The organism is Lysinibacillus sp. 10T31, from assembly GCF_056394365.1.
Genome location: NZ_JBFTHS010000001.1, coordinates 168,140 through 187,147 on the forward strand (window position 1 = coordinate 168,140; position 19,008 = coordinate 187,147).

Sequence of the window (19,008 nt, forward strand, 5' to 3'; positions counted from 1 at the left end):
TGTCTATATATACGTATAAAACTCGTAACTACTAAAGATTAGAATGTATTATGAACAATGAGCATGGAGGTAACTATATGATTAAAAAATTGGAGATGCAAAGACTGCTACTCTTATTTATATTTTTTTGTATTGCCCTACTTGTAGCAATTATAGAAAATGCGTCATTTTTTATTAAACTCCATTCATTAGGCGTAGCTACATGTATATTTTCTGGAACACTTATGTATTTTAGAGCCAAAAATAAATAGCTAGGTAATTCTATACAATGGAAGTGAGATTTTATATGTAAAAATATTTAATTGCTATTAGCTTTGCAATAAGTATAATATTCGGATTGTGGATAATTGATAAATTTGTAGAAAACGAGGGATTTATCCGCTACCTTCTAATTGGGGTTCTGTTTTATATATCATACTCTTTAATGCATGTCCTCTTGCAAAAATATACGCGCTAACTAAAGACAAAAAAGTAGTACAAACCGATCGTTATTCTGTACTACTCTCTTTAATTTTTCAAACCAAATCCATTTCCTTCGCTTTTATTACCGCTTCAACTCGTGTTCCCACATTTAACAGTGCATAGATTTGTGATAAATTATTTTCAATTGTCCGTTGCTTCACGTTCAGTTCAAGTGCAATCGCTTGATTTGTATATCCCTCCATCACGAGCTCGAGTATTCTTTTTTCCCTGTTATTGAAGCGTAATATTTTTTTATTGGAATTTCCGGCAAGCCGATCGTCGACATAATCAATAAAGCTTTCAGGAAGTAATATGTCTTTATTAATAGCTGCGTAAATGGTTCTTAAAATCCGATCTTTTGTTGCCGTTTTGGAAATGACATTATTTATTTTCTTCTCAATAATTAAAGAATAGTAATCTTTAATATTATCACCCGTATATAAAATAACAATTGAGGACGGATATTTTTCCTTTACTAATTCAGCAAATGTGAGACCATTGCTAGCACCAAGATTTACGTCAATTAGAAAAATATCATACACTTTTTCCTCGATAACATCGGCAAATGTCACTATATCTTCTAGCGTATCAACAGCAATGTCTGATACTTCACTAAAAAGCTTTTTACTGCCATCCAAAATTAGAGGATGGTCGTCCACAATAAGTAATTTAATCACAAGAATTTTCTTCCTCCATTTTTATATGAATGTGCATCCCTTCATCTGGAGCTGACTCAATATGAATAACGCCGTCATAGGCATAAATACGCTCTTTTATTCCTTGGAGTCCCATAGAATTTTTTCGCTCTATTTTGGGCAAATCACACCCTATACCATTATCTAAATATACCAACTCAAAGCCTCTCGATGTTGAAACAAGCTGTATCTTCACATAGGTTGCCTGCGAATGTTTTATCGCATTGTTTAGAAGTTCTTGCACTGTACGATAAATTAGTAAAGGAAATTCATCATTCACTATTTTTACATCTTCAATTTCAAGAATCATAGCAAAATCCGCACGCTGATCTATCTCTACAAATAGTTTATCTAACGCAGCATGTAAACCTTGCTTGTCCAATAGTGGTGGCTTTAACTTTTCACAGTAAAAGCGCAAATGTTGATTAACCTCGACTAAATATTCACGATGCTGCTGAATGAGTTGCTGTATTTCATTTAGCTCTTGCTTGCCTTGAATCATATCCATCTCTCTAATTAGATGGATTTGTTCTTGAAGAATCGTATCATGGAGCTCTTGAGCTAGTTGATATTTTTCGTTTTCAAGCTTTAACCATACAAACTTCCTTAACCATGAAGGATACTGTTTGCCTAGTTTTTGTACACTATCTAATTGATTAAATAAGTCTTCTACTAAATGTGTATTTTCAATAAAATTACTTATGTAAATAAATAACAATTCTAAACATAGCAACTCTTCTCTTTTTAAATAAATTTTACCTTTATCTTCAATCGTAAGAATGTATTTTTGATCTAAGGTTTCATGCAAACAACCTATATAAAGGTCACCTATTTTCTTTATCTCCCCTAAACGTAATTTTTCAATTGTATCAGTGTTAAAGACAGGAGCCGACGGTAAATCATTTTTTATAACTGTTCCATCTACTATAGAGTGGATATGAATATTGATATCACTTATAGCTAATTGTTGTGATAGTTCCTCTGTAAAACGATCTAATAATTCTTTTACAGTTGTCACTTTTATAATGCGCTCAATAGTTTTGTATACGACATGGATATAATCCCCTTTAGGAGAATACAGTAGCTTCCGATTTGCATAATCCATCTTTTCTTTAAAATAGAGTGCAACAACTAATAATATAAATACGAATAAAAAGATGTATAGTAAATCTATTAAGTCTATATGAATTGATATATATATCCCTACGCATATTAAAGTAGCTAAAGTTAATGAAAACAAACTATAATTGCGGATCTTTGAAATCTGATAATCTAAATCAAACAACCGTTCAGGTAAATGCACCAACAGTAACGAGATAGGGATAAGTAACAAAAACAATGCACAAACCGAAGATGATACTATAAATTGATTAAATAAAAGCATCGGTAGAATATAGAGCAGTACAAATGGGAGGAATGGTACTATCAAACATAAAAATAATAGCAAAAGCTGTTGTTTCCGATATCTTATATAACATATGCCTAACATAAAAATGGCATAAAGTATAAGCACACAAAATGTAACTAAAATAAAGATTGTATTGAAAGGTATTATGACAGGGTTGACCACCTCAAAAAGTGTCAATAAACAAATAATACAAAGTACTCCATATAAAAATCTTTTGTTTACTATAAAAGTGAGATTAATATTTAATGATTTAAGATAATTACTCAAAAAATGAATTAATAAAATTAAACTTAATATTATACCGTTACTCATTATAAACATGCCTAATCGATCCATTTGAGTAGAAGCGCCTACACTACTATAAGTCAGTGAAACTGTTAGTATAAATAAAATAAAGATATTTAAAGATTGAAAGGATGTTCTTTTATATGTATATAAATAAATACTTATCGCTAAATTTATTAAAAAATAAACTAATGGTACGATGAAAACATGTAGAAATTGATTTGGCAGCTCTGAATAATTTATTTGTATTGTACGTAGATTACCGAGTGTATCTTTTAATAAAATACTATTTGCACTTCTTATACTATATTGCATCGAGTCATTTCTTGCTTCTATTGCTTTATTATCTACTTCTAAAATGATATTCCCTTGTTCTACTTTATTGAGGTCTGCCCATTCAGGATAGGTAAAGCTCTTTATTATCCAATCATTATGAACTCTTTCTACTTCAATACCAATTAACGGAAACCTAAAACTGAAAGATAACATATACACGATTACTAATGTATAGCTAGTAATCGTAAATAAAAATGTTTTATAGTTTATCTTCATTCTTTCCCTGCTCCGCGCCACCCACTGCCTATTATATAGATAGGCTCATTAAATGCTTCCATTATAGCTTGTTGCTCGCGTGCTGTAACACCTACAAGTGATATCTTTTTTTCTTTTAACAACCTTATTAAATTAGGGTTTGCTAATAAATACTGAATTAATTTTCTCATATAAAATCTCATTCCATTAATTTTTTTAAGTATTGGCATACTTTCTTCGCTAAAGGACATCGTTTCTATTAAATCTAATGCGCTAAATTTAAATGTATTTTTTAGAGCAACCGCATAGTGAATAGCTCCCGTATTCATTAAAGCCTCTTCAATGATTGGATTGTTCTAAGTACGTTGTGATCCCAGAATAGTAATCAGTTAAAATTTTTGAATGCTCCTCACTTTGTTCAAACAAAAAAATGATAGGTAAAGAAAACTTTTTATTCAGTAAATCATTTTTTTTATTCCATATGTTTAAATCTTCAATATCATTTTTTATTTGCTGAATGACTCCTATGTAATTTGAATACTCTGCTACACAGGGTTCATTTTCTCCTATTGCTAGTGCTGTCCCTAAAAGACTACTTAAAGTTGTTAATGACCCAGATTTTAAAGAAATCATTCTTATATAGCTTTCTTCAAACTTACAACTATTTAATAAATCTAAGTGTTGCCCATTAATACTTTTTAAAGCAAAATCATTTAAAATACTTAATGCTACTTGTTTATGCCTAAAAGTACTTTCATTTATTAGCTTTATCGCTAAAAAAATCATTGCTAAAGTTGCATTCATGGCAAAAGCAGGTTCATTGCACCATAAAAAATCTGCATCATTATCTTGTAAGTCATCTATTATATCAAAGCTTAAAATTATAAGTTCCATTGCTGCTGCTATTGTTATAATTTCAGGATTGTTATCTTGTGCAAATTCTTGATAATGAATAATACAGAGGTGGCCAAAAATCATTTGCGAATCATTTTTCTCATTAACATAATTTAAAATGATAGTTTTGAAAGACTCATCAAAAATTTCACATAGGACTAAATCCTTCATTTTTTTAACAATGCTTTTTTGATACAACAAATTCTTCCATCACCTACCTTTAAAAATATGTACATATCATTATTAAACATCAAACAACAAAATGGAATAGTAATTTTTTGTTAATGTTTTCAAATTTTTATTCTATTGTTAAAAAAGATAATGATTTTTGGTAAAAATTACATAATTAATGTTAGTGAATTTAATTTTAAATACACTTCTAAAGGAGCATCTCACTTAGCGTTCACTTGCGTGAATACGCAAGTTATTTGTTTCGGAATCACACAATTGTAAAAAAGGCTCAGTCAATGTATTTTCTAATTAAAGGAATATTATTTCCGCTGGAGATTATTAAAAAAAAGTAAATAAGTATATTAGGAATGACTCGGAGTAAAGTTAATGTACTAAGTGGTGAACAATGGTGATTAATAGTAAAGCTGCACTTATCCCTATGTTAGTCTTATTTATTACTCTTTTACGCCAAGTAATAATTCATCGGGGAGAAAATACAACCGCATTTTGGTTCTATTTATTCGGTGTAATCTTTTTGGCAATAGTTTTATTATATTCATTATCTGTAACTAAAAGAAAGAAGGAACTTTAGTTTATGAGCGAGGAGGGAACTATGATTAAAAAATTGGAGATGCAAAGATTACTACCATTATTTATATTTTTTTGTATTGCCCTACTTGTAGCAATTATAGAAAATGCATCATTTTTTATTAAACTCCATTCATTGGGAGTAGCTGCTTGTATATTTTCTGGAACACTTATGTATATTAGAGCCAAAAATAAAAACAATAGCTAAACTAAAGACAAAAGGTAGTACTTACCGCTCCTAGCCTATACCACTCTCCTTCTTTTCAAATAAAATCCATTTTCAACGCTTTTATAAACCTTCAGCACATGTCCTTTACGCCTAACAGTTCATAAATCTAGTATAAATTATTCTTCAATTGTTTGCTGTATCACTCCGAGTTCAAGCGTAATTGCTTGATTTGTACATCCCTCCATCATGAACCAGAGTATTTTTTCCCCTGTTATTGAAGCGCACTATTTTTTTTTGATGAAATTTCTGACAAGTCGATCGTCGACATAATATAAAGCTTCTAGGAAATGACATTATTAATTTTCTTCTCAATAATTTTAAAGAAGAATGAAATAGAAGAAGGCGTGACAAGACTATTCCAAGCAGTTTATGATGAGGAAAAGTAAACAAGGAGGATCCCCATGCTCGCTACTATTCAAAAACAGCAAAATAACTATGTCGTAAAATTTAATCGACCACTGTCACATTCAGTTGATGCTGTTTGGGCAGTATTAACGGTGAATGAAAAGCTTCAAAAATGGATGAATAATTTAGAAATCATTGATCTTCGAAAGAACGGCAAGATCCACTTTAATATGAATGATGGAACAAATACTTATAAGGAAATAGTAATTACAGACTATGCTGAGAAGAATGTACTCGAGTTTGATTGGGGCAAAGATACAGTAAGGTTTGAGCTCTCCTCTACTAGCAATGGCTCCATATTAGTATTACTTGAAACGATTGGTGAGCTAACTGAGCATACGCCTAAAGATTTAGCCGGCTGGCATATATGCTTAGACCTGCTTTCGGATTTATTAAACGGAACTGTACATGAAGAATTTCCAATGGAAGAATGGCAAAAAAGGTTTGCAGAGTATACGCGGCTTGTGGATGACTTAGACAAGATTTAAGCATATCACGAATAAAACTCCTAGAGCAGAGATACATGCTCTAGGAGTTTTCATAGTGGTGAAAAACAAATGGGCAAAGAGCTTTGAGGGTGATTTACGTTTCAAGCTACTCACTTTCGCACAGATAAAACCCTTGTTGCTGCCGCTTCGACATGCTAGAAAATACATGCTAAGTAAATTAGTTGATTGGGGTGGAGGCTAGGCAACACCAATCAACCATTTCACATAGCATATCACTCTAATTCAGGAAGATTTCCTCGGCCATTTTTTCAACTCTATGAGCCAATAAAAGTTCCCTATTAATGATGCCTTTAATTCATTAACACGGCTTCTTAATACTCTTAATTACCATCTCGAACATTCATACGAGCGAATATTTCTTCTCGCAATTGTTTGGAAGCGCCAACCACTTCTACTACTCCATCGGAACCCTGCAATAAACTCTCTTCCTACAGCAGTTAGGAAGAACCAAAAGCCTGTTCCATTTAACATCCATATATACGTATTCCTGAATAAGCATGATTGAATACCACTTGTACCTACTCCAAAAGGCGGAAGTGATGGCGCAAAGCTAGGCGGTGGTCCAAGAGGCATTTGCCCTGCTGGTGGTGGACCGAAACTAGGTGGGCCAAATGATGGTGGCGGGCCAAACGTTGGTGGTGGTGGTCCAAAACCAGGTAGTCCAAATGATGGTTCGAAACCGGGTTCTGGCAGTGGCATTATTTCTTCATATGGATTGTACATGATAAACCCCTCCTTTTACATAATTCAATATATGTAAAAGGGCTAATAACCGCTGAGCAGTCGCCTATTAACTTGTGTTCAGCCGGACTAACTGCATTCGTATTTTTACGGTTAGCACCGTATAATAAAAGGGACACTTTCCAATAAAAGGAGTATTTATGCGAAAAATATTTTTACTTATTACTACAATCCTATTGTCCTTTGGGATCTGGCTATTTTTAAACTTAACAAACTCTTCTGCCGAATCAACAATTCAAGACAGGCTAGCCGCTGTTAAGAAGTACAAATATTATTTAGATGCAGGAAACGAAAAGATTGGCAAGGAAATGGCTAAGCTAGATTTGGTCATTGTGGAACCTATCGAAATGCAGCAGAAGTATATTAAACAGGCTCAAAAAAATGGAACATTAATTTATGGCTATATTAACGCAATGGAAGCAGACAAATGGAATTCAGCGTTCTATAGCCAATTGAAAGAAGAGGATTTTTATAAAGACGAGCATGGAGAAAAGATGTATTTCTCTGAGTGGGATTCGTATTTAATGGATATGACCTCTAAACACTATCAAGAACTTTTACTAGGAGAAATTCAAAAACAAATTGTTCAAAAAGGATTGGATGGTGTGTTTTTAGATACTGTTGGTAATATCGAATCCTACTTACCTGAAAAAGAACAGGGCGCGCAAAATGATGCAATGCTTGCCTTTATTAAAAAAATAAAGCAGCAATATAACGATTTGTCTGTTGCTCAAAATTGGGGCTTTCAAACTTTAGCTGATTTTACAGCACCATATATCGATTTTGTTATGTGGGAAAACTTTTCGTATGATGTAGTCGGAGAAGATGAATGGTCGTTAAAAATGATGCAGCAATTAGTTCAGATACGAGAAAAATTCGATACACAGGTGATGACAATCGGATTTAACGATGAAAAGAAAAGTCATACTCTAGCTGAAAAATACCATTTTAAATTCTTTTATAGCCCAGCAGGATCTTACTACAATACATGGCAGTAATCTATTAAATAGTGCTTATAATCCTCTCCGTCAAGTAACACTAATCGGAGGGGATTTTCTTTGTAATGTAATTATCTAGGCAAATAAGAGTGCATCACTCGCCAATCCTCAAGCTTTTCTTCAAAAGATTTAATATTTTTACCTGGTATTGGGCTAGTTGAAGGCATTTTCTGATATGCTCGACCATCTAAAACCTCAAGGCCAATATGCTTTTTAAAAACCTCGAATGCCTTTGCGCCATTAAAAAGCACTAACTCAATATTTGGATAGTGTTCAAAAAGCGTTTTAAAATCATTTGGTTTTTCATTACGAATGGCCGCATCTAAGCTTCCTTTGCGCTCACACGATTCTATTGTATCCCAGAGGCCGATATGATGGTTCTTTAGCAATTTTAATCTTTGTCCATAATCCTGAGGTACATCCACCTCTAATATTTCCCCAATAATCGGCCAAAAGTGATTGCGTGGGTTACCATAATATTGCTGTTTCTCTAACGATTGCTTCCCTGGCATTGAGCCGACAATGAGCACCTTCGTTGATAAATCAATAATTGGTAGTAAAACATTTTTAAGTTCATTCGACATAACCATCACTCCTTCTTTATATTGTAGCGGAAAATTTGTATCAATGTCATTGAAGAGCATGTATCTAATATTCTATGGAGGTGCTTTCCTTGCGTCCGATGAGCCCTCGACCACCCTCCACTATACACGGTATACGTTTTAACAAACATCTTCCACATTTTCAATGATGGTTGTCGCTATCTTAAAATAGATCAAGCTTGATGGCCCTTCTCTATTTGTTGGATATTTATGATAGACTAATCATCAGACAAATGCGCTATTTTTGAGATATTTTTATTTTTCCGCAAAGTTAGCAGTCTGTCACCTTACACAATAGAAAAATCGATGACGAGTATCAAACTACATAGAGGTGAAATATGAGAAGTTGGTTACAATCTCTTACAGCTAGAATGATTTTTTTAATAAGTATCCTGATCATTTTAATATGTGGAATGTTCATGTATCTATTGCAAGAACATATACGGGATACGACAGAAAAACAGATGGGAGCGGAAGCATTAAATATTGCAAAAACCCTCGCATCTATGGAAGAAATCATTATAGCATTTGATAAAGAAAAGCCAAGTGAAATCATTCAGCCAATCGTCGAACCTTTAAGAAAAGAAATTGACGCAGCATTTATTGTCGTTGGAAACTCTGAAGGAATTCGTTATTCCCATCCTTTAAAAGATAAAATTGGAGAGAAAATGGTTGGTGGAGACAATGATGCTGCCTTGCTAGATAGACATGCTTATATTTCTAAAACTATAGGGTCATTAGGCGAATCTATTCGAGGTAAAGCCCCCATCATATTAGACAATAAAATCATTGGTGTTGTATCTGTCGGTTTTTTAACAGAAAATATCGATACAATCATCGAAAGCTATATTCACAAATGGATCAAATACACCGTAATTATTCTTTTAATAGGCATATTAGGTGCAATAGCCATTTCCATTTACATCAAAAAATTATTGTTTAATATGGAACCTATTCAAATCGCTAAGTTATATCAACAAAACAAGGTCATTTTAGAAACAACTGCCGAGGGTATAATAGCTGTCGATCACTTTAATCAAATTACGACCATTAATAGAAGTGCTTATGAAATGCTAGATTCCGCTCATAATAAGTCTCTATCAGATTGGATGGGTGCAAAAATTGAACATATTTTTACGCCTAAAATTGTTGCAGAGAAAAACATTCATAATTTAGAGCTACCACTTGATGAGCATATTATCATTTTAAATAAAACGCCTTTAGTTGAAAAGAAAAGGAAAATTGGTTCACTATACACCTTTAGAAAGAAAGTAGATATTCAAAAAATCATTGATGAATTAAAACAGATGAAACAGTATGCAAATGTTCAACGGGCATATACTCATGAATTTGCTAATAAGCTTCATATCATTTTAGGTTTACTTGTTCATAAGCATTACAACGAAGCAATTGAATTTATTAAAGAAGAACGAAACATACAACTTAAAAATCAAGCTTTTTTAAATAGCAATGTAACAACCCCTCTTCTACTTGCATTAATCCAGGGGAAAATCGCAGAAGCCTCAGAACTAGGCATCAAACTCGAGCTAAACGAAATTTCTTCATCTATCGAATTATCTAAGCAACAAGAAAATGCTATCCTAACAGCTCTTGGTAATGTACTTCAAAACGCTATTGAAACTTTAAAAAGCTGGGAATCCTCAGATAAAGTGATTCAACTATCAATCAACAATTATAAAAACCATTACTTATTTGAGATTCAAGACAATGGACCAGGTATCCATAACAATATTTACGATAAAATTTTTACTAAAGGGGTATCTACTAAAGAAGGGCTAGATCGCGGACATGGACTTGCTATAAGCAAGAAAGCTCTTCAGGAGATAAATGGGGAAATTTTATTGGATTCAGGTGATTTATCAGGAGCATGTTTTTTAATAATAGTTCCTAAAGGAGACATTGAGAATGACAATATCAAAAAGTGTATGGATTATTGAAGATGACTTTAGAGTAGCAAAAATACATGCAGATTATGTTCATAATATACAAGGATTTATCGTTACTGAAAATTTACGTACTGGAAAAGAAACGATTGAAAAACTAAAGATGACTTCTAGCTTGCCAGAAATTATATTAACAGATTTGTATATTCCCGATGTTGAAGGTAGCTCATTAGTAAGCCATATACGCCACCTCTATCCATCTATAAAAATTATCGTAATCTCAGCAGCAACTGAAATAAGTTTAATAAAGGATATATTGGACCTAGGAATTTCAGATTACTTAATAAAACCCTTTGAAGAGGAGCGACTTCAAAGAGCATTTCGGAAATATTTACAGGAACTTCATTTATTTCAAAATAGCAAAAATGTCACTCAAAAGGATCTTGATTCATTATTTTATAGGGAATCCGACAATAAAATAATAGATGCAGAAACGTTTGTAAAAGGCATTGATTTACACACATTACAAATTGTTAAAAGTATTTTCGAAGATCTCAAAACCCAGGAGCTTACAGCCTCACAATTAAGCGAACTCATCGGTTCAAGTCGTTCAACAGCCCGCCGTTATTTAGAATACTTAGTTGGCGAACAGTTTTTACAGACAAAATTGATTTACGGCACCGTCGGAAGACCTGAACGGAAATATGTATATCATGGAACTTATGAACAAAACTAATATTATATTCTTTATTTAACATATGACTATATTGTTTTCCTCTCTTTGGCACTGTGATATTTTTTAAATAATCTGAATGATTGATCACAAAGGGAGGAAATATTTTTGAGTTTAAGTATAATCGGATTTTTAACAATTATTATTATTGTTGCTCTACTTATTAGTGGTCGTGTATCACCACTTGTAGCAATGGTAATACCACCTATCGTAGCAGCATTTATAGCTGGCTTTAATTTTGATGAATTAGGAGAATTCTTTAGTTCTGGATTAAGCTCCGTGATGAACGTAGCTGTTATGTTTATCTTTGCTATTATTTTCTTTGGTATTATGCAGGATGTAGGATTATTCGAACCATTGATCAATAAAATGATTGCGCTTTCAAAAGGAAACATTATTGTTGTTGCAGTAATAACAGTGATAATTGCTGTAGTGGCGCAACTAGATGGTTCTGGAGCTTCAACATTTTTAATTACAATTCCAGCTTTATTGCCTTTATATTTACGTTTACGCATGAATCCATATCTATTGCTGTTATTAGTTGGGGGATCTGCAGCAGTAATTAATATGATTCCTTGGGGTGGTCCATTAGGTCGTGTTGCTTCAGTTTTAGAGACGGATGTAACTGAACTTTGGTATCCTTTAATCACTATTCAAATCATTGGTGTCGTGTTAATGATAGCGTTAGCGGTGTTCCTTGGCTTTAGAGAAAAACGCCGTATTCTAAAACAATACGGTACCCTTGACTTCACAAATGATGATCATACTATTACACAAGGCGTTGTTTCATCAGAAGTAGACACAAGCTTACAACGACCAAAACTATTGTGGATCAATGCAATTGTTACTGTTCTTGTTATTGGAATTTTAGTTGCAGGTATTTTACCAGCAGGGTTAGCCTTTTTAATTGGTGTGGCCATCGCCTTGCCAATCAACTATCGTTCTCCTAAAGAACAAATGGAACGTGTACGAGCACATGCTCCGAATGCCTTAACGATGGCGTCTATCATTATTGCCGCTGGACTATTCTTAGGCATCCTTAACGGTACCGGGATGTTAACTGCAATTGCCAACAACGCCGTACACATTCTACCATCAGCCCTATCATCTTATTTACATATCATTATCGGGGTATTAGGGGTACCATTTGATTTATTATTAAGTACAGATGCATATTACTTCGCTTTATTCCCTGTAGTTGAACAGATTGGCTTATCTTTCGATATTGATTCTCTTTCAACTGCCTATGCAATGATTATTGGTAATATTGTAGGTACATTTGTATCGCCACTTGCCCCTGCTGTTTGGTTAGCTTTAGGCTTATCAGGCTTAGAAATGGGGAAACACTTAAAATTCTCTTTCTTCTGGATGTGGGGATTGAGCATTACTTTACTATTCATTGCTGTAGCAATAGGAATTATTGCTATCTAATAAATTAACTAGAGTACCAGTTGTCGAGTATTGATCGGCAACTGGTTATTTTTCTATCCTCATAGCGTGGGGTTGATTTCCGTTCCGGCTGGGCGCTTTGTTGCTGACGCTTCGCTTTCGCACAGAGCAAAGCTTCCTGGGGGCGTCCGATGAGCCGCTTCACTCGCGATGCTCGCTCCAGGGTCTCATCTGTGACGCTGATCCCCAAGGAGTCGACCAGCCTCCACTACAATCAACCATTCTTCATTATTAACGTTTCAACAAAATGTTATCCCCAACTTTCGGTGATGAACCTTTTACTTAGGTATTGATTATAATGGGAAATCAGACCCAGCCAGTATTTCCTTTGAGCTTTTTACATGCAGGTTATTGGATGAATGATTTTTTATATACGTCCTTACAATTTCATAACCAATACAATACCCTATCCATTGAGGAAGCTTTCCACCATATAAAAATTCAGCATGATTGTTTAAACCCTGAATATTGATTTGATGTAAAAAATGTTCCTTCCAAATTTCTAGCATTTTATCTAATGAGTAGGACCTCAACCATGGCGCTAACCATTTATCACCGTAAATCTCCTCCACTGCACATTCTGCTAACCCCTCTAAAACTATAGAATCTAACAATGTCACTTCGTTTAGAGATTTATCTAAATATTGCAGACGACAAACATGATTATACTCATGTGCAAATAACGCTTTAAGCTCCTGCTTTTCAAGCTCTCCAATATACAAAAACAAAGCATTTGGATAGGCAACACCGTTTTTATTGGTTATTGTTTGTTCCTGTGTTATCGGAAAGATATAGATTGGTATAGTTGGACCGCTCCATCTCTCCTTTAAATATATAAATTCCTTTTGTACTACTTCCCAAACGTTTTGTTTTTTTAACTTGTTAATATCTATTTTTTCATATGACTGAAAAAGCCCCTGTTGCTGTAGTTCAAATTGTATTTCATCGGGAGATCCACCAATAAAAATCTCTACTAAACGATCGCAAAGAATAGAGCGTTGTAAGTCCTCAGGATTTTTACTGTCATTAAGCCTTTGACTAGCTATTAGTTCATTGAGCCACTCATCTGTTGGTATTACTGACATACATTCCCTCCTTACTATAGCTTATGTCTGAAGTAGACAATCGGCTAGTGATAATGATTGCAACCGCATATATTAGCTTATAAGGAAGTCGAAAGGAGGGATAGTTTGTGAATCCAGCTAATACTTATAATCTTTGTTGTGAATATCATGGTAAACGTGTAAGAATTGAAGAACGAGGTGGCAGAGTACATTACGGAGAAATAACTAGGGTGGATAGAAGACAAGTGTGGATTCTACCTGATAGACGATTTGGCGGTTATGGTTTAGGTTACTGGGGTTATGGAGGTTACGGTTACGGAGGAGCAGGTTTTGGCCTAGGAATTGCACTTGGCGCAATTGGCGGAATTGCACTAGCGCCACTATTATTTTGGTAATATCGAAATGACTAATTATACTATCCGCTGCGCGATGACTTACTGTCATCGGGGAAAAAAACAAGCCATTTCATGCTGCTGAGATGGCTTGTTTTTCCTTATTGCACTTGCTCTTGTTGCTGTTTGCTTTTAATCAACTCGGATATTGTGACAAATGTATAACCTTGTTTTTTAAGTTCTGGTAATATTTCTTCCAGTGCCTTAATGGTCTGCGTACGGTCGCCGCCTCCATCATGGAACAAAATAACATCTCCAGGCTTCGACCCCTTCATCACTTTTTGGACAATTTTATTTACCCCCGGCTGTTTCCAATCTTGAGTATCCTGATGCCAAGACCACATAACCACTTTGTATCCATCCTTAACAGCGGAATTGATCATTTGATCATTATAGTAACCACCTACAGGACGAAACAAAACTGGTGCAAATCCAGTAATACCATAAATTATTTCCTTTGTCTTACGTAGTTGTGCCTGTAATTCAGCTACGGAAGCTTTAAACGGATGTGAATACGTATGATTGGCCAGCTCATGCCCTTCAGAATAAGATCGTAAAACAATGTCTGGATATTTTTCTGCATTTTTTCCAATAACAAAAAACGTCGCCTTTGCATCATACTTTGCCAATAAATCTAAAATAGCTGCCGTATATTTGGGATGAGGTCCATCGTCAAAGGTTAGAGCAATTATTTTGTCTTTTGTGTTAATATCCCACACAACTTCCCCTGTCTCCTCATAATAAGGTCGACCTTTATCCGCATAGGTTGTCAGCCCTGTAAAAAATACCGATATGATTAAAAAACAAAGGGATAAAACCAATATATATTTACGTGTCATAAGCATCACCTCCCAAGTTCAAATTCACATAACTCCGTCAACTTACTATTTACGAATTACAATGAATTATACTTGTATAGGTTTGGCTGTTTTCTCCTCTTAACTATGTCAAAATCTATATGCATAAAAATTCAACAAATTACCTATCATATTTTGAACAAAATGTGAAAACAATCACATAGTACTTTATTTTTCCACTGATTGATGTAAAATAAAAAATATAACTGATATATAACAATGAGATAAAAATTAATTACTTAGCCATCTGTTATAGTACAAAAAAGCAAAGGGGGATTTTTCATTATGTGGATTATTACAGTTTTTGAACAAAATACTTATCGTATGTTCGAGTATAAAACTAAAAACGAGGCAACGGTTGCACTAAAAAATTTCAAGCAAACAGCAATGCTTTCTTATACAAAATAAATCAATTATGCCTCGGCATTTCAGCAAATATTTTTTGTACCGAAAGCTTAGCGAAAGGTACAGGTGTTTGGACACCCGCTGAAAAGCAAAGGAAATTCGCATTCATCTCACCACTTATAGAGGTGGGAGACTTCTGCGAAAGAAGTTAAAAAGAAGAATCAACTCTTATGTAACGAGTTGATTCTTTTAACTTTTTACGTATAAATCAATTTCCAGCAACATATCTTAACTTTTCAGGGTTTACCATATAATAAATTGCTTCTATTTGTCCATGTCCAACTTCGAAGCCAATTACTGCCTGAATTTTATTTTCGAATATTAGTGCTAAGCCAGTTGTACCATTAATATTCATCAATTCTAATGTATAATTTTCTTCATTATTTTCAAACTTACAGAAAAGAGCAGATAATAAACGGAAAACTTTTTCACGACCGTAAATAGGATGTAATGCAGCTGTAGCCTTTCCTCCACCATCTGCATAATAAACAACATCTTCTTTTAAAATATGAACAAGCTCATTGACCTTTCCTTGTTGAAAAGCAGACATGAAAACAGTCACTGTATTTTTTATTTCCAACTTGTCTGTAACTATACTATTTTTTCTAACTAGCTCAGGTAATTTCTTTTTTATTCTGCTTAAAATTTTCCTGCAATTTATCTCACTTTTATCAACGATTGCAGCAATTGTTGGGTACTCATACTCAAAAACTTCTCTCAGAATAAAAATAGCCCGCTCAATTGGATTTAGTTCCTCAAACAAAATCATAATTGCTAGTGAAATACTCGTATCATTTAAAATAGTAAACAAAGGATCATCCTCATGTAATGCTAGAGGTTCAGGCAGCCATGTTCCCGTATATAATTCTCTTTTTTTCCTTGAAGACTTTAACAAATCCAAGCAACGATTCGTCACCATTTTGCATAAAAGAGCTTTTATATTGTCCATATGATTTACTCTGGTTTTCCCTATCTGCGCAAATACATCCTGTACGATATCCTCGGCATCTGATACACTACCTGTCATGCGATAGGCAATTGAAAAAAGCAGTGATTTATACTCTTTATACAACTCACTTATTAACTCATTATCCATTGCTCACCTCATAAGCTGTTTATTTTTGAAGACTTGCTAATTCCCAAGTGTAGTTTCTTATTCTTGCACCTATTTTTCCAGTTATCGTAAAATCAAGACCCCATTTTTGTGTCCACATAAAACCGTTATTTGGTCCTAAACTAATACAAAAGAATTTTACGGGATATGATTCGTGTAATATGTTCACTGGTGCTTGGTTTATTGATGCCTTCAATATTTTACTTAGCCTTGTCGCTTGTGGAATAGCTTCCTTACATGTCATACCATCTGGATGGTTATTTTTATAATCTACTACTAATGCGCAATCACCAATGGAATAAATATGTTCCTCATCTTTAACCTGATAGGAATGATTAACAATAATTCGATGTTCTTCTGAGATAGGTAAACCTAATCTAGAAATGATTGGATTTGCTTCTACCCCAGGATTAAAGTTAAAAGTTCCTACAGAATATTTTTGGCCATCATTAGTAGATAACTGACCATCTTTACAATGAGAAACCCTTGTTTTATTTTTGACGACTACTCCAATATTTTTAAGGTGGTTGACGAGTTTTTCACTTACTTTTACAGGTGCTTCTGGTAAAAGTCGATCCTTTGCATCAAAAAGTAAAACTTCCACTAAACTTGGATTAACACCTGCTTCTGCCAACTTTTCTTTAGACCACACAGCAATTTCAGCAGCTGTTTCAATCCCTGCGATACCTCCACCTACAACAGCTACCTTAAATAAACTCTTGCTCTGTTGTGATTTTTTCAAGGTTTTAAATGATTCCATCAATAACAATAGTTGTTCTTTTATTTCTATGGCGCTCTGTCTATCTTTTAATGTGATTCCATTAAAATCTTTAGGTACCTCTCGAATTACACTTCCAAATGTCAGCACCAAGTAATCATAATGTAAATTTATAGTTTTTTTTTTTTCAATCCTAATGGTAATTTGTTGATTTTTCTTCTGAAAAGCTAATGCTTCCCCTTGAATAAATTCTATTCCGTTCTGACAGTATTCTTTAAAGGGTACTTTCAAATTTATGTCCCTAATTGCAGCCCGGACAAGTAATACTTTTTTGAAATGGTAACTATTTTTATCAATTAAAATGACCCTTACTGATTTACCGATTTGTCCTTGAAACTCCTTTTTCAATCCCTCTAATAAATTTATTCCTGCATAACCCCCGCCAATAATAACAATATTCTTCATCATAACTCCTCCTTTTTCCCTTATAACGAATTCACTTAATCAGTTGTGACATCATTTATAAAGTTTTTAAAAGTTACGATTGAGAAAAATACACTTGCGTCATTCGTTTTTAGTAACAAATAATTTTTAATGAAAAGTCGAACACCTTTTTATCTATCGCCATATGTATATAGAGAAAAGGAGTGATTTCGGATGGTGATAATTGAGCCTATTATGATTAAAGGCCATTTTTTCACTGCAGTAGTTGTTCAATTGCCAAAAACAACACTGCTGACAATTTCAAATGATACAGGCTACATTATGTGTGGGGCTTTAGATGTTGGTCTATTAAATGATCGCTTAGCAGACCGAAAAATTATTGCTGGTCGAGCAGTTGGTGTGAAAACAATTGATGAGCTATTGACGGCTCCATTAGAATCCGTAACATATGAAGCGCATCAACTTGGTATTACTGAAGGAATGTCTGGCGTAGAGGCATTATTAAAAATGGTATGACAGATTTTTTTATAAATAAAGCGTCAAGACATTGAACTAGACGCTTTTTCTTCATTTTAAAATTCATATTGAATGATTCTCATCTTGCATAGTATGAACCTTTCGAAAGGTGGTATTCTATGTATTATACAAATGTCGGTCAGCAAACTCCTTATGTACCACGTGTTATAGTTGTGACCGGAAATGGCAAAGTAATAGCTAAAGTAAGCTCTGTCCAGCTTCAAGTAGAGGTAAGTACACAAGCAAAAAATGTACAAGATGCCCAGCAGGAAAATGCGATGATTATGAATCGTGTGATACAATCCATTTTAGCTCTTCATATCCCAAAAGAACATATCCAAACGGCAGGCTACAATATTGCACCTCATTATGAATTTGAGAACAATAAACAAGTTTTTAAAGGCTATGAAGTGACAAATGCCATTTCCGTTAAAGTAACGGATACAAATCAGGTTGGCTCAGTCATTGATACAGCTGTTCAAAATGGTGCAAACCGCATTTCTTCTATCCACTTTAACATTGAAAATACGGATGCCTATTACCAACAGGCACTCAGCTTGGCTCTTCATAATGCCCAATTGAAAGCTAAAACAATTGCTGAGACGATGCGTTTGCCCATCCAGCCTCAGCCAATCGAAATCATTGAGGAACATGAAATTGTACCAGTCCTGTATAGATCCATGTCGACGGTTGATTCCACCATTCCTACACCTATTGAACAAGGTCAAATGACTATTAATGCGACTGTCCGAGTGAAGTTTCAATATTAAATGAGCCTTCTACCTCATACTATGAAGGTTATTGAAGCAGCCTCCAATCCAATCAACTTACACACTGAATACGTTTTAACTAGTGACATCGAACTTTTACTGAATAGGAGGCTATTTATTGCAA

22 protein-coding genes are annotated in these 19,008 nt (G+C 34.1%); 11 read left to right on the plus strand and 11 right to left on the minus strand.

The features are described from left to right. Positions 1 to 515 precede the first annotated feature (515 nt). The 4 genes from AC1DCY_RS00910 to AC1DCY_RS00925 are packed head-to-tail and all read right to left on the minus strand — an operon-like array spanning position 516 to position 4,476. On the minus strand, positions 516 to 1,139 hold the full coding sequence (locus AC1DCY_RS00910) for a response regulator transcription factor (protein ID WP_477346594.1): 624 nt from the start codon (positions 1,137 to 1,139) through the stop codon (positions 516 to 518). Beyond that, complete coding sequence (locus tag AC1DCY_RS00915; protein ID WP_477346596.1) at positions 1,132 to 3,402, minus strand: sensor histidine kinase; 2,271 nt, start codon at positions 3,400 to 3,402, stop codon at positions 1,132 to 1,134. The genes AC1DCY_RS00910 and AC1DCY_RS00915 overlap by 8 nt, the downstream gene beginning before the upstream one ends. Further along, a complete protein-coding gene (gene comX, locus AC1DCY_RS00920; RefSeq protein WP_477346598.1) occupies positions 3,399 to 3,710 on the minus strand; it encodes a competence pheromone ComX in 312 nt (103 codons plus the stop codon). The genes AC1DCY_RS00915 and comX overlap by 4 nt, the downstream gene beginning before the upstream one ends. A gap of 10 nt (positions 3,711 to 3,720) precedes the next feature. Continuing rightward, the gene (locus AC1DCY_RS00925; RefSeq protein ID WP_477346600.1) at positions 3,721 to 4,476 is read right to left on the minus strand and encodes a polyprenyl synthetase family protein; all 756 of its coding nucleotides are present in this window, start codon (positions 4,474 to 4,476) and stop codon (positions 3,721 to 3,723) included. A gap of 583 nt (positions 4,477 to 5,059) precedes the next feature. On the opposite strand from AC1DCY_RS00925, the gene AC1DCY_RS00930 reads away from it, so the two are divergent. The 3 genes from AC1DCY_RS00930 to AC1DCY_RS00940 all read left to right on the plus strand — a co-directional run bounded on the left by AC1DCY_RS00930 (position 5,060) and on the right by AC1DCY_RS00940 (position 6,358). After that, complete coding sequence (locus AC1DCY_RS00930; RefSeq protein WP_477346602.1) at positions 5,060 to 5,242, plus strand: hypothetical protein; 183 nt, start codon at positions 5,060 to 5,062, stop codon at positions 5,240 to 5,242. Positions 5,243 to 5,664: 422 nt separating this feature from the next. Continuing rightward, the gene (locus AC1DCY_RS00935) at positions 5,665 to 6,156 is read left to right on the plus strand and encodes an SRPBCC family protein (RefSeq protein ID WP_477346604.1); all 492 of its coding nucleotides are present in this window, start codon (positions 5,665 to 5,667) and stop codon (positions 6,154 to 6,156) included. A 55-nt stretch (positions 6,157 to 6,211) separates the two neighbouring features. Beyond that, positions 6,212 to 6,358 (plus strand): hypothetical protein, encoded by a 147-nt coding sequence (locus tag AC1DCY_RS00940; RefSeq protein ID WP_477346606.1) that lies wholly within the window; start codon positions 6,212 to 6,214, stop codon positions 6,356 to 6,358. Positions 6,359 to 6,501: 143 nt separating this feature from the next. Here the strand turns inward: AC1DCY_RS00940 and AC1DCY_RS00945 are convergent, their stop codons facing one another. Then, the gene (locus AC1DCY_RS00945; protein ID WP_477346608.1) at positions 6,502 to 6,900 is read right to left on the minus strand and encodes a hypothetical protein; all 399 of its coding nucleotides are present in this window, start codon (positions 6,898 to 6,900) and stop codon (positions 6,502 to 6,504) included. Between the two features lie 158 nt (positions 6,901 to 7,058). Here AC1DCY_RS00945 and AC1DCY_RS00950 point away from each other — a divergent pair, with 158 nt between their 5' ends. Continuing rightward, complete coding sequence (locus AC1DCY_RS00950) at positions 7,059 to 7,916, plus strand: endo alpha-1,4 polygalactosaminidase (RefSeq protein WP_477346610.1); 858 nt, start codon at positions 7,059 to 7,061, stop codon at positions 7,914 to 7,916. 71 nt (positions 7,917 to 7,987) lie between these two features. Here the strand turns inward: AC1DCY_RS00950 and AC1DCY_RS00955 are convergent, their stop codons facing one another. After that, the gene (locus tag AC1DCY_RS00955; RefSeq protein WP_477346612.1) at positions 7,988 to 8,500 is read right to left on the minus strand and encodes a DNA-deoxyinosine glycosylase; all 513 of its coding nucleotides are present in this window, start codon (positions 8,498 to 8,500) and stop codon (positions 7,988 to 7,990) included. 356 nt (positions 8,501 to 8,856) lie between these two features. Between AC1DCY_RS00955 and AC1DCY_RS00960 the strand changes: the two genes are divergently transcribed. From AC1DCY_RS00960 to AC1DCY_RS00970, 3 genes are all read left to right on the plus strand, one after another. After that, entirely contained in the window at positions 8,857 to 10,476 is a 1,620-nt protein-coding gene (locus AC1DCY_RS00960) for an ATP-binding protein (RefSeq protein WP_477346614.1), read from the plus strand. Then, positions 10,445 to 11,158, plus strand: coding sequence for a response regulator (locus AC1DCY_RS00965; protein ID WP_477346616.1), 714 nt, complete (start codon positions 10,445 to 10,447; stop codon positions 11,156 to 11,158). The genes AC1DCY_RS00960 and AC1DCY_RS00965 overlap by 32 nt, the downstream gene beginning before the upstream one ends. Positions 11,159 to 11,263: 105 nt before the next feature. Continuing rightward, positions 11,264 to 12,586, plus strand: coding sequence for a CitMHS family transporter (locus AC1DCY_RS00970; RefSeq protein ID WP_477346618.1), 1,323 nt, complete (start codon positions 11,264 to 11,266; stop codon positions 12,584 to 12,586). Positions 12,587 to 12,590: 4 nt separating this feature from the next. On the opposite strand, the gene AC1DCY_RS00975 is transcribed toward AC1DCY_RS00970, so the two are convergent. Together AC1DCY_RS00975 and AC1DCY_RS00980 are read right to left on the minus strand one after the other, a co-directional pair. After that, complete coding sequence (locus AC1DCY_RS00975) at positions 12,591 to 12,794, minus strand: hypothetical protein (protein WP_477346620.1); 204 nt, start codon at positions 12,792 to 12,794, stop codon at positions 12,591 to 12,593. 103 nt (positions 12,795 to 12,897) lie between these two features. Then, positions 12,898 to 13,689, minus strand: coding sequence for a DUF2268 domain-containing putative Zn-dependent protease (locus tag AC1DCY_RS00980; RefSeq protein ID WP_477346622.1), 792 nt, complete (start codon positions 13,687 to 13,689; stop codon positions 12,898 to 12,900). 107 nt (positions 13,690 to 13,796) lie between these two features. Here AC1DCY_RS00980 and AC1DCY_RS00985 point away from each other — a divergent pair, with 107 nt between their 5' ends. Next, the gene (locus AC1DCY_RS00985) at positions 13,797 to 14,063 is read left to right on the plus strand and encodes a hypothetical protein (RefSeq protein ID WP_477346624.1); all 267 of its coding nucleotides are present in this window, start codon (positions 13,797 to 13,799) and stop codon (positions 14,061 to 14,063) included. A 98-nt stretch (positions 14,064 to 14,161) separates the two neighbouring features. Here the strand turns inward: AC1DCY_RS00985 and AC1DCY_RS00990 are convergent, their stop codons facing one another. Further along, positions 14,162 to 14,899: a polysaccharide deacetylase family protein gene (locus AC1DCY_RS00990; RefSeq protein WP_477346626.1), complete on the minus strand. Its 738-nt coding sequence runs from the start codon at positions 14,897 to 14,899 to the stop codon at positions 14,162 to 14,164. A gap of 303 nt (positions 14,900 to 15,202) precedes the next feature. Between AC1DCY_RS00990 and AC1DCY_RS00995 the strand changes: the two genes are divergently transcribed. Beyond that, positions 15,203 to 15,325: a hypothetical protein gene (locus AC1DCY_RS00995; protein ID WP_256469487.1), complete on the plus strand. Its 123-nt coding sequence runs from the start codon at positions 15,203 to 15,205 to the stop codon at positions 15,323 to 15,325. 205 nt (positions 15,326 to 15,530) lie between these two features. On the opposite strand, the gene AC1DCY_RS01000 is transcribed toward AC1DCY_RS00995, so the two are convergent. Both AC1DCY_RS01000 and AC1DCY_RS01005 read right to left on the minus strand, forming a co-directional pair. Next, positions 15,531 to 16,418, minus strand: coding sequence for an RNA polymerase sigma-70 factor (locus AC1DCY_RS01000; RefSeq protein WP_477346629.1), 888 nt, complete (start codon positions 16,416 to 16,418; stop codon positions 15,531 to 15,533). 19 nt (positions 16,419 to 16,437) lie between these two features. Next, entirely contained in the window at positions 16,438 to 17,619 is a 1,182-nt protein-coding gene (locus tag AC1DCY_RS01005) for an NAD(P)/FAD-dependent oxidoreductase (RefSeq protein ID WP_477346631.1), read from the minus strand. A gap of 192 nt (positions 17,620 to 17,811) precedes the next feature. Here AC1DCY_RS01005 and AC1DCY_RS01010 point away from each other — a divergent pair, with 192 nt between their 5' ends. Beyond that, entirely contained in the window at positions 17,812 to 18,114 is a 303-nt protein-coding gene (locus AC1DCY_RS01010; RefSeq protein ID WP_049663111.1) for a YunC family protein, read from the plus strand. A gap of 119 nt (positions 18,115 to 18,233) precedes the next feature. Next, positions 18,234 to 18,884: an SIMPL domain-containing protein gene (locus tag AC1DCY_RS01015; protein WP_477346633.1), complete on the plus strand. Its 651-nt coding sequence runs from the start codon at positions 18,234 to 18,236 to the stop codon at positions 18,882 to 18,884. Positions 18,885 to 19,008 lie beyond the last annotated feature (124 nt).

Coding starts and splice junctions, on each gene's coding strand:
- AC1DCY_RS00990 (WP_477346626.1), bottom strand. CDS start 14,899: ATGACACGTAAATATATATTGGTTTTATCCCTTTGTTTTTTAATCATA.
- AC1DCY_RS01015 (WP_477346633.1), top strand. CDS start 18,234: ATGTATTATACAAATGTCGGTCAGCAAACTCCTTATGTACCACGTGTT.
- AC1DCY_RS00955 (WP_477346612.1), bottom strand. CDS start 8,500: ATGTCGAATGAACTTAAAAATGTTTTACTACCAATTATTGATTTATCA.
- AC1DCY_RS00945 (WP_477346608.1), bottom strand. CDS start 6,900: ATGTACAATCCATATGAAGAAATAATGCCACTGCCAGAACCCGGTTTC.
- AC1DCY_RS01005 (WP_477346631.1), bottom strand. CDS start 17,619: ATGAAGAATATTGTTATTATTGGCGGGGGTTATGCAGGAATAAATTTA.
- AC1DCY_RS00935 (WP_477346604.1), top strand. CDS start 5,665: ATGCTCGCTACTATTCAAAAACAGCAAAATAACTATGTCGTAAAATTT.
- AC1DCY_RS00915 (WP_477346596.1), bottom strand. CDS start 3,402: ATGAAGATAAACTATAAAACATTTTTATTTACGATTACTAGCTATACA.
- AC1DCY_RS00995 (WP_256469487.1), top strand. CDS start 15,203: ATGTGGATTATTACAGTTTTTGAACAAAATACTTATCGTATGTTCGAG.
- AC1DCY_RS00980 (WP_477346622.1), bottom strand. CDS start 13,689: ATGTCAGTAATACCAACAGATGAGTGGCTCAATGAACTAATAGCTAGT.
- AC1DCY_RS01010 (WP_049663111.1), top strand. CDS start 17,812: ATGGTGATAATTGAGCCTATTATGATTAAAGGCCATTTTTTCACTGCA.
- AC1DCY_RS01000 (WP_477346629.1), bottom strand. CDS start 16,418: ATGGATAATGAGTTAATAAGTGAGTTGTATAAAGAGTATAAATCACTG.
- AC1DCY_RS00950 (WP_477346610.1), top strand. CDS start 7,059: ATGCGAAAAATATTTTTACTTATTACTACAATCCTATTGTCCTTTGGG.
- AC1DCY_RS00965 (WP_477346616.1), top strand. CDS start 10,445: ATGACAATATCAAAAAGTGTATGGATTATTGAAGATGACTTTAGAGTA.
- comX (WP_477346598.1), bottom strand. CDS start 3,710: ATGAATACGGGAGCTATTCACTATGCGGTTGCTCTAAAAAATACATTT.
- AC1DCY_RS00960 (WP_477346614.1), top strand. CDS start 8,857: ATGAGAAGTTGGTTACAATCTCTTACAGCTAGAATGATTTTTTTAATA.
- AC1DCY_RS00930 (WP_477346602.1), top strand. CDS start 5,060: ATGATTAAAAAATTGGAGATGCAAAGATTACTACCATTATTTATATTT.